At 70.3% G+C, this 13,408-nt stretch carries 13 protein-coding genes and 1 pseudogene; 9 read left to right on the forward strand and 5 right to left on the reverse strand.

Annotated elements, in window-relative coordinates:
- From BGN97_RS07465 to BGN97_RS07475, 3 genes and pseudogenes are all read left to right on the forward strand, one after another.
- Window positions 1-394 (forward strand): annotated as a pseudogene (locus BGN97_RS07465) (SAM-dependent methyltransferase); the annotation flags it as partial.
- Window positions 395-456: 62 nt separating this feature from the next.
- Window positions 457-1,647, forward strand: coding sequence for a histidine kinase (locus tag BGN97_RS07470; protein ID WP_292699569.1), 1,191 nt, complete (start codon window positions 457-459; stop codon window positions 1,645-1,647).
- A 102-nt stretch (window positions 1,648-1,749) separates the two neighbouring features.
- Window positions 1,750-2,385 carry a response regulator transcription factor gene (locus BGN97_RS07475; RefSeq protein ID WP_292699571.1) on the forward strand — a complete coding sequence of 212 codons (636 nt, stop codon included), beginning with the start codon at window positions 1,750-1,752 and terminating at the stop codon, window positions 2,383-2,385.
- A 12-nt stretch (window positions 2,386-2,397) separates the two neighbouring features.
- On the opposite strand, the gene BGN97_RS07480 is transcribed toward BGN97_RS07475, so the two are convergent.
- Window positions 2,398-3,252, reverse strand: a complete 855-nt coding sequence (locus tag BGN97_RS07480; protein ID WP_292699573.1) for a LysR family transcriptional regulator — start codon at window positions 3,250-3,252, stop codon at window positions 2,398-2,400.
- A 70-nt stretch (window positions 3,253-3,322) separates the two neighbouring features.
- Here BGN97_RS07480 and BGN97_RS07485 point away from each other — a divergent pair, with 70 nt between their 5' ends.
- From BGN97_RS07485 to BGN97_RS07505, 5 genes are all read left to right on the forward strand, one after another.
- Complete coding sequence (locus tag BGN97_RS07485) at window positions 3,323-3,796, forward strand: carboxymuconolactone decarboxylase family protein (RefSeq protein WP_292699575.1); 474 nt, start codon at window positions 3,323-3,325, stop codon at window positions 3,794-3,796.
- Window positions 3,797-3,886: 90 nt separating this feature from the next.
- Window positions 3,887-4,648 carry an ABC transporter ATP-binding protein gene (locus tag BGN97_RS07490; protein ID WP_292699577.1) on the forward strand — a complete coding sequence of 254 codons (762 nt, stop codon included), beginning with the start codon at window positions 3,887-3,889 and terminating at the stop codon, window positions 4,646-4,648.
- Window positions 4,645-6,120, forward strand: coding sequence for an FtsX-like permease family protein (locus BGN97_RS07495; protein WP_292699579.1), 1,476 nt, complete (start codon window positions 4,645-4,647; stop codon window positions 6,118-6,120). Before BGN97_RS07490 ends, BGN97_RS07495 begins: the two co-directional genes overlap by 4 nt.
- 173 nt (window positions 6,121-6,293) lie before the next feature.
- On the forward strand, window positions 6,294-6,956 hold the full coding sequence (locus tag BGN97_RS07500; protein ID WP_292699581.1) for a 2-phosphosulfolactate phosphatase: 663 nt from the start codon (window positions 6,294-6,296) through the stop codon (window positions 6,954-6,956).
- Window positions 6,957-7,029: 73 nt separating this feature from the next.
- Window positions 7,030-7,404, forward strand: a complete 375-nt coding sequence (locus BGN97_RS07505) for a DUF3054 domain-containing protein (RefSeq protein WP_292699584.1) — start codon at window positions 7,030-7,032, stop codon at window positions 7,402-7,404.
- A 16-nt stretch (window positions 7,405-7,420) separates the two neighbouring features.
- On the opposite strand, the gene BGN97_RS07510 is transcribed toward BGN97_RS07505, so the two are convergent.
- The 4 genes from BGN97_RS07510 to BGN97_RS07525 form a co-directional block, all read right to left on the reverse strand.
- Window positions 7,421-7,909, reverse strand: a complete 489-nt coding sequence (locus tag BGN97_RS07510) for a SprT-like domain-containing protein (protein ID WP_292699586.1) — start codon at window positions 7,907-7,909, stop codon at window positions 7,421-7,423.
- A gap of 87 nt (window positions 7,910-7,996) precedes the next feature.
- Window positions 7,997-8,527, reverse strand: a complete 531-nt coding sequence (locus tag BGN97_RS07515) for a hypothetical protein (protein WP_292699588.1) — start codon at window positions 8,525-8,527, stop codon at window positions 7,997-7,999.
- A 95-nt stretch (window positions 8,528-8,622) separates the two neighbouring features.
- The gene (locus tag BGN97_RS07520) at window positions 8,623-9,492 is read right to left on the reverse strand and encodes a fused MFS/spermidine synthase (RefSeq protein ID WP_292699590.1); all 870 of its coding nucleotides are present in this window, start codon (window positions 9,490-9,492) and stop codon (window positions 8,623-8,625) included.
- Window positions 9,493-9,519: 27 nt separating this feature from the next.
- Window positions 9,520-10,740 carry an LCP family protein gene (locus BGN97_RS07525; protein ID WP_292699592.1) on the reverse strand — a complete coding sequence of 407 codons (1,221 nt, stop codon included), beginning with the start codon at window positions 10,738-10,740 and terminating at the stop codon, window positions 9,520-9,522.
- A 240-nt stretch (window positions 10,741-10,980) separates the two neighbouring features.
- On the opposite strand from BGN97_RS07525, the gene rpoB reads away from it, so the two are divergent.
- Window positions 10,981-13,408: DNA-directed RNA polymerase subunit beta (rpoB, locus tag BGN97_RS07530; RefSeq protein ID WP_292699594.1), on the forward strand; the 2,428-nt coding region annotated here is incomplete at its 3' end.

Raw genomic sequence — 13,408 nt, forward strand, 5'->3', positions numbered from 1 at the left:
CGCGGTGCGCGACGCCGACTACGCCGGCTTCATCTGGTTCCCGCTGCTGCCCGAGCTCGACGAGTGGCTGCGGCTGTACCGCGAGGCCGCGCGGGCCAACGGCGGCGAGCCCGATGCCGGACGCCGCCTGCTCGCCTGGGCGCGCGCCGCCGGGTTCACCGACATCACGGCCACGGCATCCACCTGGTGCTACGCCACCCCTGCGGAGCGCGAGTGGTGGGGAGGGATGTGGGCCGACCGCATCCTGGAGTCCGCCCTCGCCCGCCAGCTCACCGCATCCGAGATGGCGACGGATGCCGATCTGAAACGCATCAGCGACGCATGGCGCGCGTGGGCCGCAGACGGCGACGGCTGGTACCTGGTGCCCCACGGCGAGATCCTCGCCCGGGTCTGAGCCGCTTCGGGATACATCTCCAGGCGGATGCCCGCCGCGCACGCGTCCCGTAGCGTGAGAGTGTGATCCGCCCCGTCTCCCGCACCTGGCTCATCGTCGACGTCGTCGGCAGCGTGCTGGGGCTGCTGATCACCCTGCCGCTCTCGTTCGTGTTCAGCGCGAGCATGCTCAGCCCGTGGGTGCAGCCCGAGTGGCTGTCCGCGAGCGTGCTGGTGATCGTCGCCGTCGCGATGTGGGGTGCGGCCGCCATCTCGCGGCTCTCACCGCCGCTCGCGCTCGCCATCGCCTGGGCCGCCGCCGCCATCCAGATGGCCGCTGGTCTCCCGCCCCTCGCCTTCGACATCGCGGTCTTCCCCGTGCTCTTCGCCACCGGCGCCTGGGGCAGTCGCCGCCTGCTGTGGTGGGGCGGGGCATCGGCCCTCGGCGGTGGAGTGGTCGCCGGGCTGTACATCGCGCTGCTGCAGCTGTCGTCCGTCATCACGTCGGACGGGCTGCTGAACGCCGCCGCACGCGTGTCCATGATCGCCGTGCTGGCGGCGACGAGCATCGGCTTCGCACTCGTGATCGCGTGGGGCTCCGGCCTGCTCTGGCGCTCGGTCGCCAACGGCCGGCAGACCCGCCTGGCGCAGCTGCAGGCCGAGGCATCCGCCGCCGAGGAGGCCGAGCGGGTGCGCATCGCGCGAGACATGCACGACATCGTCGCGCACTCCCTGGCTGTGGTGATCGCCCAGGCCGACGGCGCCCGGTATGCGGCCGCCGCGAAGCCCGAGCTGGCTCAGGAGGCGATGGTCACGATCGCGCAGACCGCGCGCGCCGCGCTGTCGGACGTGCGGATGCTGCTCACCCAGCTGCGGCACCGGCAGGGCGACGGCCCGCAGCCGACCCTCGCCGATCTGGAGACCCTGTTCGCGCAGGTGCGCCAGGCGGGGATCGAGCCCCGCGTCACGGTGGATCCGATGCCGCCGGGGGAGCCGCCGGGAAGCATCCAGCTCGCGGTCTACCGCATCCTTCAGGAGGCGCTCACCAACGCCCTTCGGCACGGCGAGGGCGACGTCGACGTGCGGCTGTCGTGGTGGGCCGACCGGGCGGACGTGGAGGTGCGCAACCGCGTCGCGACAGCGCCCTCGGGGCCGACCGGCGGACACGGGCTGGTCGGGATGCGCGAGCGCGCGCAGCTGGTCGGCGGAACGCTGAACGCGCAGCGCGAGGGCGGCTTCTTCGTCGTCCGAGCGACGCTCCCGATCGGTGCGTAGGCGTCGGCGGCACCGCGAACGCGCGGTAATCCTGGACGTCGTGGTCACCGCGACCCGCGAAGATGGATGCCGGGGTTCTTTCCCCGGCCAGGAGGGGTCATCATGATCAAGGTCGTGCTCGTCGACGACCAGGCGCTGTTCCGCGCGGGGGTGCGGATGCTCGTCGGCTCGCAGCCCGACATGGACGTCGTGGGGGAGGCCGGTGACGGCCGCGAGGCGCTCGAGGTCGTCGCGCGCACCCGGCCCGACGTCGTGCTGATGGACATCCGGATGCCGGTGATGGACGGTCTCACGGCCACGGCCGAGCTGCTGAAGCAGCCGAATGCTCCCCGCATCGTCATGCTCACCACGTTTGATCTCGACGAGGCCGCCGCCCGCGCCATCCAGCAGGGCGCCAGCGGGTTCCTGCTCAAGGACGCCGACCCCGAGTTCCTGCTGGCCGCGATCCGCACGGTCGAATCGGGATCCAGCGTCATCGCGGCATCCGCCACCCGCGAGCTGTTCGCGCACTTCACCTCCGAGACGAAGCCGGTGCCGCCGAGCTACGCCGACCTCACCGACCGCGAGCGGGAGATCTTCGCTCTCGCGGCGCGGGGGCTGTCGAACTCCGAAATCGCGACGCGCGAGTTCCTCAGCGAGGCGACCGTGAAGACGCACATCAGCCGCATCCTCACCAAGCTTGCACTGCGCGACCGGGTGCAGCTGGTCGTCTTCGCCTTCGAGCACGGCCTGGCCTGAGCACGGCGTCTCTCAGGGCGCGACGAGCAGTGCGCGGAGCGCCTCCGCGGCGCGTGAGGGCGAGGGACGCCAGGCGATGCCGAGCCGTGAGCGCACATCGGGCGCGTCCACGGGAATGGCCCGGACCTCGTCCCAGCGTCGTCGCGTGGCATCGCTGACGACGCCCACTCCCAGGCCGCGTGCGGCGAGCCGCTCGATGAACCACGGGGTCGACACCTCCCAGCGCGGCTCCAGGCCGGGTCGCAGCTGTGCGAGGGCGGCGCGGTCCCCGGTGCCGAGCGGCAGGGAGATCACGTCGACCATGTCCAGCTCGGCGGGGCGGATGCTGCGCCGCGACGCCCAGGGGTGGTCCCGCGCGACCACGGCGACGAGCGGGTCGTCGAAGAGGGTGATCGTCTCAAGCGCTGCCGGCGGATGCTGCGCCCAGGCGACCACGGCGATGTCCAGCTCGCCGTGGCGCAGCGCGGAGACGAGGCCCTCCGAGGTGTCCTCGTGCAGCCGTACCTCCAGCCCCGGGTGCGCTTCGTGCAACTCCCCGAGGGCGTCGAACAGCCGCGGCCAGGTCAGCCCCGACACGGTTCCGACGCGCAGCGATCCCAGCAGCAGACCGCGCAGGTCCGCAGCGGTCGTGCGGATCTCGCTCAGGGCGCGGAGCGACTCGCGGATCGCCGGCAGCATCCGCTCCCCGTCGGCTGTGAGGATCACGCGGCGGCCGCTTCGATCGAACAGCGCGACGCCGAGCTCCCGCTCGAGCTTCTGCACCTGCGTGCTCACGCCCGACTGGCTGACCTTGACCGCCTCGGCGGCCGCGGTGAAAGAGCCGGTGTCGGCGACGGCGACGGCGTAGCGCAGCTGATGGATCTCCATATTCAGAACAGATGATAGCGATCTTGATCAGCTGTTGGACAGATGATCCGCCTCGCGTGAGGCTGGAGCCATGACCACGACAGACCAGCCCGTCCCCGTTCTCGTCCGCCTCGACATCGACACCGTCGCCCCGCACTTCTCCAAGGCGCTCGCGCATCTCGACAATGCGATGGTGCGGGAACTGGACGCCGTCGGCTTCGACGCCCGGCTCCGCGAGCTGGTGCGCCTGCGGGCCTCGCAGCTGAACGGATGCAGCTACTGCGTCGACCTGCACACCGGTGACGCGCAGAAGGCCGGCGACGCCATCGCCCGGATCGCCGCGGTGGCGGTCTGGCGCGAGTCGTCGCTCTTCACGGCACGCGAGCGCGCGGCGTTCACGCTCACCGAGAGCATCACCCGGGCATCCGAGACCCGCGTGCCCGACGCGGACTGGGCGGCGGCGGCGCTGGTCTTCTCGCCGGAGGAGCTGGGCGCACTCGTCTCGCTGATCGTCACGATCAACGCCTGGAACCTCGTCGGAGTCTCCACGCACGCCTGGGTGTGACGCGCGCCGCCGGGATCATCCTCCAGATGTACGCGGGATGCTCCCCGCGGGCGATGCGGCGCTGCGGAGGCCGCGAATAGCGTCGATGACATGGAGATCACGACTTCGGACCTCGGCCTCGCCGCACGCGTCCAGCACCTCACCAAGTCCTACGGCGCCGGGGCCGCCGGAGTGCGCGCCCTCGACGACATCAGCGTCGGCATCCGCCGCGGCCAGTTCACGGCCATCATGGGCCCGTCCGGATCCGGCAAGTCCACGCTCATGCACATCATGGCGGGCCTGGACGCGCCGACCGAGGGGCGTGCGTGGATCGGCGACACCGAGATCACGGGCCTGAACGACCTCGAGCTGACCATCCTGCGCCGTCGCCGCGTGGGCTTCATCTTCCAGGCGTTCAACCTCGTCCCCACACTCGACGCGCTCGGCAACATCCTGCTGCCCTTCGAGCTCGACGGGCGCCGGCCGTCCGTCATCGAGAAGGCCCGCATCGACGGCCTGGTGGAGCGTCTGGGCCTGGCATCCCGCCTCAACCACCGACCGCACGAGCTGTCCGGCGGTCAGCAGCAGCGCGTCGCGATCGCCCGTGCGCTCGCCACCGCGCCCGACCTCGTCTTCGCCGATGAGCCGACCGGCAACCTCGACTCCCGCAGCGGACGCGAGGTGCTGCAGCTGCTGGCCTCCGCGAGCCGCGAGCACGGCCAGTCCATCGCCATGGTCACCCATGACGCCATCGCCGCCAGCCACGCCGACCGCGTGCTGTTCCTCGGCGACGGCCGCATCACCGCAGACCACCCGCAGCAGAGCGCCGAGCAGATCGCGGCGTACATGCTCGCGGCCGAGGTGGCGGCATGACCGCCGTCGCCTCGGGCACCGCCATCGGCACGGTCGTCCCGGAGACGGCGGCGACCCGCCCTCGGCTGGCGTGGCTGCGCGAGCGCGGCATGGGCGCGAGCGTGCTCGTCGCGGCGCTCGCCGCCGCCTTCGGGGTGTTCCTCGTCGAGGTCACCGCGTACATCGGCGCCGTGCTGCAGGCCGACCCCTTCATCGGCGACAGCGAGACCCTCGCGATCGTCGTGATCATCCTGTCGGTGCTGCTGACCGGGGTCGCGATGTACGTCGCCGCCGTGGTCACCGCGAACACGTTCTCCACGATCATCACCGGGCGCACGCGCCGCATCGCGCTGATGCGGCTGATCGGGGCATCCGCCCGGTCCCAGCGCGCCGAGGTGACGGGGCAGGGCTTCGTCGTCGGAGTGATCGGCGCCGCGATCGGACTGGTCGTCGGGCTGGCGCTGTCCGGCCTCGGGATGCTGATCGGCCAGAGCCTGATGCCGAGCGTGCCGGAGAGCGTCACGCTCGCGCAGCCGGGCATCGCGCTGCCCGTCATCGGTGTCGCGCTCACCACCTGGCTCGCCGCGTACATCGGCTCGCGCCGGGTGCTCACCGTCACTCCGCTGCAGGCGCTGGGCGGCTCCGTCGAGCGCACGCGTGACGAGGTCGCCGACCGCCGCGGCAAGCACGTCGGCGCGCTCGTGCTGCTGCTGATCGGCGCGGCGCTGCTGGCCGCCGGCGTCGTGATCGGCCTGATCACCCCGCTCGGTGTGATCGTCGCGTTCTTCGGCGGCGTCTTCTCGTTCACCGGCATCGTGACCGGCGCGGCGCTGTTCATGCCGCCCGTGCTGCGACTGGTCGGCCGCCTGTTCGGCAAGGGCGCCACTGCGCGCCTCGCCGCGGAGAACGCCCTGCGCTACCCGGAGCGGTCCAGCCGGATGGCGATCGGCGTGGTGATGGGCGTCGCCCTCGTCACCATGTTCGCCGTCGCACTGGAGTCGTCGAAGGCGCTGATGATGCGGCAGACCGACGACGTGCCCTCCGACTTCTTCGCGCCGATGGACGCCTTCGCGAACATCATGATGGTGCTCGTGGCGGTGTCGGCCGTGATCGCCGCCGTGGGCCTGGTGAACCTGCTCACGATCGGTGTCGTGCAGCGCCGCCGCGAGCTGGGACTGCTGCGCGCGATCGGGCTGACCGGCGCTCAGGTGCGGCGGATGGTGCTGCTGGAGGCCGTGCACATCACCGTCGCCGCGACTCTGACCGGGCTCGTCCTCGGCGTCGTGTACGGATGGATCGCCGCGCAGTCCCTGCTGGGCGCGGTGCCCGTGCTGCCGAGCTTCGAGCCCGCCGGGTTCGTGTACCCCGCAGTGCCGTGGATGCCCGTCGCCGCGATCGTCGTCGCCACCGCCCTGCTGACCGTGATCGCCGCAGTGACGCCCACGCGCCTGGCGACCCGGGTCGCTCCGGTCGAGGCGCTCGCCGCGGACTGAGGCCGGCACCGCTGTGCCCACCGGCGCAGGGCGGATCAGAAACGCATCCGTGCCCGCAGGATGGATCAAGAACGCATCTCCGGAGGTGATCGGGGATGCGTTCCTGATCCATGCCGGGCCGCTCGCCCGTCGCGCGAGCGGGGAACGGCATCCGACGGCAATAGGCTGAAGGGATGCCGTCGCCGTTCGATCAGTCGTATTACCAGGTCCGTGTCGAGTGGGGCGCCGAGGGCCTCGCCCGGCTGGCACCTGCCGACATCGTCGTGGTCGTCGACGTGCTGCGCTTCTCCTCCACGCTGGTGAACATCGTCGCCGAGGGAGGCTCAGTCGAGCTGGCGGATGCCCGGATCTGGTCGTCCAACGGCGCCGATGTGGCGACCGCGGCGGCCGAGACCGGCGCGATCGTGCTGGTCGGCGGCATCCGCAACGCCGCCGCGACCGCCCGCGCCGTCATGACCCTGCAGGAGCGCCGCGCCGCACGCACCTCGGTGACCGTGATCGCCGCGGGGGAGAGGACCTCCGCCGGCGACCTGCGCTTTGCCGTCGAGGATCAGCTCGGCGCGGGGGCCGTGATCGCCGCGCTGACCGACCTCGGCATCGACCACTCCTCGCCCGATGCGGCTGTGGCCGCCGAGTCCTTCCGCGCGCTGCGCCGGGCGCTGCGGCACCTGCTCACGGCCAGCGGGTCGGGACGCGAGCTGGTGGACGGGGTGGCCTCGACCGCACGGATGCTCGAGGCGGGCATCCGTCCTGCGACCACGGAGGAAGCAGCGGAACCGGATGCCGTCGATGCCGTCCCCGTGCTGCGCGACGGCGCCTTCGAGCGCTTCGTCTGAAGGCGTTCCCGCGTTTGCGGGCGGGCGCCGCGCGCCGCGTCGTGGCGTCGGCGGATGCGCATAGGGTTCTTGCATGAGGTACCTTCCCGCCTTCGTGCTCGACGCCGTGCTGGTGCTGATCTTCGCCGTCATCGGGCGTGCGTCGCACGGTGAGGACCCGATCGGGTTCCTGATCACCGCGCGGCCGTTCCTCGTCGCACTGGTCGTCGGGCATCTGCTCGCGATGCTGGTGCCGGCACGCCCGCGGCGTCCCTGGTCGCTGGGTTGGGGAGTGGTCGCCTGGATCGTGACGGTGGCGGGAGGGATGCTGCTGCGCGTCGCCACGGGCGACACCGCGCAGCCGCCGTTCATCATCGTGGCGACCGTGGTGCTGGGCGTCTTCCTGCTCGGCTGGCGCCTGATCGCACTCCTCGTGCGCCGCTACCGCGGCCCCCGCGAGCAGGCCTGACCCATCCCGCCGGAGCTCAGCGGGGGAGCTGGGCGGCGCGGCGGTCGGCGGCCGTGATCTCGCGACGGGTCCACGCGAACAGGTAGCGGCTGTCGAAGCTGCGCGAGCATCGCGCGCAGGACGTCTCGCGAGCGGGGCGGCGGTGCCGGTAGGTGACGTGTCCGACGGGGCAGGTGCCCACCCACGGGGCCAGCTCGGTGGCCGTCTCGCCGTGGTGGGTGGTGCCGCCCACATAGCCGAGGTCCCTCGCCACGCGCTTCCACTCCGGACCGTGCGCGGCGGCGTGCCCGGCGACGGCGTGCGCGACCTCGTGCAGCAGCGTCTGGTGGATCTCGTCGTCCTCGAACCGGGCGGCCAGATAGCGGGACACCGTGATGCGCTTGCGCCGGTAGTCGCACAGCCCCGCGCGGCGCTTGGCGTGGTCGAAGTCGAAGCTCCACGTGTCGTCGAGGTGCATGTCGATCAGCGCCTGTGCCCAGACACGCACGCGGTTCAGATCGGCCATGAGATCAGACTAGAGCCGCCGACGGACATCGGGATCGGCTTCGACGGGCGAAGCGGGCCAGGGCGGATCGGGCTCAGGAATCCGGCCTCAGACCAATGCGTCGGCGCCCTCGGCGCTGCGGCGCTCCGCGGCTTCGATGGCGCGCAGCGCCTGCTCCAGCTCGGCGTCGTCGGCACCGGCTTCGCGACGCAGAAACAGTGAGCGCTTGAAGCTCTCCCGCGCCTGCTCGAAGTCGCGTGCCTCGTAGGCGTTCCTGCCGTGGTGCTGGTGGGCGAAGGCCGCGATGCCGATCCAGCCCTGACCCTCCGCCTCGCTCGCGCTGTGGGCGAGCTCCAGTGCGGCGGCGGCATGCGCACCGCGGTGCTGCAGCACGGTGGCGTGCAGAACGCGCGCCCGCAGCAGGTCCTTGCGGGTGCCCGCCATGCGCGCCTGGCGTACGGTCTCCTCGGCGGTCTCGAGGGCCTCGTCGAGGCGGTCGAGCACCTTGAGCAGCCACACCCGTTCGAGCAGCACCAGCAGGCTGCGCTGGTTCTCGATCTCGGCGAGCCGCATCAGGCACTCGCGCTCGCTGACGATCTCACGAAGGGTGTCGGGGTCGTAACCCTGGATCAAATTCACGACTGCTGGCTCCTCTCCGTGCACTCTCCAGTCTGCATCGCCGACCTGGGAACGGGGCGAGGCACGCCCTGCTACGAGAGGACCGGGACGGGAGTTCAGCGAAGGAACAGGCTCGAGTCCGGACGCGGCGAGGCCACGGCATCCGCATCCGTCACGATCGCCGCGCCGCGGGCGAACGCAGCGACCTCGTCGCCCTGCGCGATCTTGGCCGGGTGGGGCCCGGCCGCCAGCATCCGCGGCAGCCAGTCGGTGGGCAGCGTAAGAGCGGATGCCGCGAGCACGAGGTTCCCGAACCGCCGCCCCTTCAGCACCTGCGTGTCGGCGAGCAGCGCCACCTCGGGGAACACTGTCGCCGCAGTGGCGACCTGCCGCCGGGCGAAGGCGAGGCCGGGGCCGTCGGCGACGTTCACGAGCAGCACGCCCGCCGGCGCGAGCAGGTCGGCGATCTCGCGGTAGAACTCGGCGCTGGTCAGATGCGCGGGCGTCTGCGCGCCGGAGAAGACGTCCGACACCACCAGGTCGCACTGTCCGTGCAGTGCGGGCGGGAGCCGCTTCAGCCCCTCGCGGGCATCGCCGATGCGGATGCGGATGGCTGCGCCACGCGGCAGCGGAAGGTGCTCGCGCACCAGCGCCACCAGCGGCGCCTCCCATTCGATCACCTGCTGGCGCGATCCCGGCCGGGTCGCGTCGATGTAGCGGGGGATCGTCAGGGCACCGGCGCCCAGGTGCACGACGCTGAGCGGAGCGGATGCCGAGGAGCCGAGCTGATCGATCACGGCGCCCATCCGCACGATGTACTCGAAGTGCAGGTGCGTGGGGTCGGCCGGGTCGACGTGCGACTGCGGCGTGCCGTCCACGATCAGCTCGAAGCCACTGGTGAACTCGCTCGGTGCGATCTCGGCGATGCCGCCGTGATCCAGCCGCGTACGCGGGTTCTCGGCATCCTTCCCGCGCGCTCGTCCCATGCGGATGAGCCTATCGAGCGCTCAGGCTCAGCCGGTGCAGGTCTGCTGGTTCAGGTCGATGCCGGTGATCTCGGAGGAGAGCACGGTCGTGTCGCCGGGTGTCGACGACGGCGTCGGAGAGGAAGGCGCTGAGGGTGGCGGTGTGGCAGGCGTCTCCACTGTGGCGCTGCCGCCGTGGCTCGCCGATCCGGTGATCTGCATGGACTGGCCGCTCTTGATCGCCTCCCACATCGGCTTCGCTGCGCCGGTGTTCTGCACGACGCGCTGCGTCGGAGCATCCGGGTCGTTGACCGTCGGCAGCTGCAGGAGGAGGAAGTCGTCGTAGCGCACGCCCTTCATGGTCAGTGCGAGCTGCGCGAGGCGTACGGGGTCGGCCAGTTCCTCGCTCGGCTTCACGTTGCTGGCGATGGTGCTCGCCAGGCGGAGCATCTTGGGGATGTCGGTGAGGGTCTCGCTGCTGAGGATCGTGCGGGCCAGGCGCGACATGTACTGCTGCTGGTTGGAGATGCGCGACAGGTCGCTGTTGTCGCCGATGCCGTGCCGCACGCGGATGAACTGCAGGGCCTCGAGCCCCTTGATCGTCCGCGGTCCCGGTGGCCAGTCGATCCCGGTGTACTTCTTGTCGTGCAGGCCCTCGGGTCCGATGCACACCTCGACGCCGCCGATGGCATCCGTGATCTTCATCACGCCGTCGAAGCTGAGCTTCGCGGCGAAGCCGATGTCGATCCCGCTCAGCTCCGACACCGTCTTGGCGACGCAGGACAGCCCGGCGTGCGAGTAGACCGTGTTGATCGGCGCCTTGCGCATGGCGGATGCCGTGCTGCCGTCCTCGCGCGTGCACTGCGGCACCTTCAGCATCAGATCGCGGGGGAGAGAGACCACGGTCACGCGGCGCGGCGCCGCCGACACGTGCACGAGCAGGTTGATGTCGTTCAGGATGCCGTCCTCGCGCTGACAGCGCGGACCGAGCACCTGCTTCGACACCTCGCCGCACTCGTCGGTGCCGATCAGCAGCATCGTGAACGCGCCCTCGAACTCGCCGAGCGAGGGAGGCGGCACCTTCGGTGCGGCCTCCAGCTTCACGGCATCCGCTCCGGCTCGCTGGGTCAGATCCATCACCACGTAGCCGGCGACGGCCACGGCGGAGACGGTCACGACGGCCAGGCCGATCCCGAGCATCCGCAACAAGGATCCCCACGCGGAGGGCGTGCGGTTCGGAGCGTGCTGCGCCAACGGGGTCCGCTTCATGGCATCCGACCCTACCGGCGACTCCTGATCGGACGGCGCGATCGGATGCCAATACCGCAGCTTTCAGGATTGGTCAAGGATTCAGCTTGCCATGTCGCCGATTCGTGCCTATAGTAGGTAGTTGCGCTCGCTTCTCCATGCCCTCATATGGTGGTCGGCAACTGTTGAGTTCTCGAGCGTGCACTCCACCGACGTCTAGGAATCGACCAGCCCCTGCCCGGGCTCACGGAGGTTACTCCCTTGGCTGCTGCTCGCAACGCATCCACATCCACCACCAAGAAGAACGGCCGCGGAGTCTCCCGCCTCTCGTTCGCCAAGATCTCCGACACGCTGACGGTTCCCGATCTGCTCGCACTGCAGACGGAGTCGTTCGGCTGGCTCGTCGGGAACGACGACTGGAAGGCCCGGGTCGCAGAGGCCAAGAAGGCCGGCCGCAGCGACGTCCCCGAGGTGTCCGGACTCGGTGAGATCTTCGAGGAGATCTCCCCGATCGAGGACCTCGGCGAGACCATGCAGCTCTCGTTCACGAACCCCTACCTCGAGCCCGAGAAGTACTCGATCGAGGAGTGCAAGGAGCGCGGCAAGACCTACGCCGCCCCGCTGTACGTCGAGGCCGAGTTCATGAACCACCTCACGGGTGAGATCAAGACCCAGACGGTCTTCATGGGCGACTTCCCCCTGCAGACCGACAAGGGCACGTTCATCATCAACGGCTCCGAGCGCGTCGTCGTCTCGCAGCTCGTCCGCTCGCCGGGTGTCTACTTCGACAAGACCCCCGACAAGACCTCGGACAAGGACATCGTCACGGCTCGCGTCATCCCCAGCCGCGGCGCCTGGCTCGAGTTCGAGATCGACAAGCGCGACCAGGTGGGCGTGCGCGTCGACCGCAAGCGCAAGCAGTCGGTCACGGTCTTCCTGAAGGCCCTCGGCATGACCAGCGAGGAGATCCTCGCCGAGTTCGCCGGGTTCCCCTCCATCGAGGAGACTCTCGCGAAGGACACCATCCTCACCAAGGAGGACGCGCTCCGCGACATCTACCGCAAGCTCCGTCCGGGCGAGCAGGTCGCCGCCGAGGCCGCCCGCGCGCTGCTGGACAACTTCTACTTCAACCCGAAGCGCTACGACCTGGCCAAGGTGGGTCGCTACAAGATCAACCAGAAGCTGGGCCTGGCGGGTTCGCTCACCGACTCGGTGCTGACCGTCGAGGACATCGTCGCGACGATCAAGTACCTGGTGCGTCTGCACCGCGGCGACGAGTCCTTCGAGGGCATCCGCTCGGGCAAGAAGGCCGAGATCCGCATCGCGGTCGACGACATCGACAACTTCGGCAACCGTCGCATCCGCGCGGTGGGCGAGCTGATCCAGAACCAGGTGCGCACCGGTCTGTCCCGCATGGAGCGCGTCGTCCGCGAGCGCATGACCACTCAGGACATCGAGGCGATCACCCCGCAGACCCTGATCAACGTGCGTCCCGTCGTGGCCGCGATCAAGGAGTTCTTCGGCACCTCGCAGCTGTCGCAGTTCATGGACCAGAACAACCCGCTCGCGGGTCTGACCAACAAGCGCCGCCTCTCGGCCCTCGGCCCCGGTGGTCTGAGCCGCGACCGCGCCGGCGTCGAGGTCCGTGACGTCCACCCGTCGCACTACGGCCGCATGTGCCCGATCGAGACCCCTGAAGGCCCGAACATCGGCCTGATCGGTGCGCTCGCCACGTTCGCGCGCATCAACTCCTTCGGTTTCATCGAGACCCCGTACCGCAAGGTCGAGGACGGCCGGGTCACCGACCAGATCGACTACCTCACCGCTGCGGAGGAGGCCGACTTCAACATCGCCCAGGCGAACGCGCCCCTCACCAAGGACGGCCGCTTCACCGAGAGCCACGTGCTGGCCCGCCCCCGCGGCGGATCGGGTGAGGTCGACCTGTTCCTGCCCGAGGAGATCGGCTACATCGACGTCTCGCCGCGCCAGATGGTGTCGGTCGCGACCTCGCTGGTGCCGTTCCTCGAGCACGACGACGCGCAGCGCGCCCTCATGGGTGCCAACATGCAGCGTCAGGCCGTGCCGCTGCTCCGTTCCGACTCGCCGCTCGTCGGCACCGGTATGGAGGGCTACACCGCCATCGACGCCGGTGACGTCGTCACCGCGCTGAAGGCCGGTGTGGTCAGCGAGGTCTCCGCGGACCGCGTCGTGGTCATGCTCGACGAGGGCGGCACGCAGGAGTACCACCTGCGCAAGTTCGACCGCTCGAACCAGGGCACGTCCTACAACCAGCGCGTGATCGTCAACGCCGGTGAGCGCGTCGAGGTCGGCGAGGTCATCGCCGACGGTCCCGCCACCGACAACGGCGAGCTCGCGCTCGGCAAGAACCTGCTCGTCGCGTTCATGCCGTGGGAGGGTCACAACTTCGAGGACGCCATCATCCTGAGCCAGGAGCTGGTGAAGGAGGACACCCTCTCGTCGATCCACATCGAGGAGTACGAGGTCGACGCCCGCGATACCAAGCTGGGCAAGGAGGAGATCACTCGTGACCTCCCCAACGTCAGCCCCGAGCTGCTGAAGGACCTCGACGAGCGCGGCATCATCCGCATCGGCGCCGAGGTCCGCCCCGGCGACATCCTGGTCGGCAAGGTCACGCCGAAGGGCGAGACCGAGCTGTCGGCCGAGGAGC

This window comes from Microbacterium sp. 69-10, from assembly GCF_001897945.1.
Classification (GTDB): domain Bacteria; phylum Actinomycetota; class Actinomycetes; order Actinomycetales; family Microbacteriaceae; genus Microbacterium.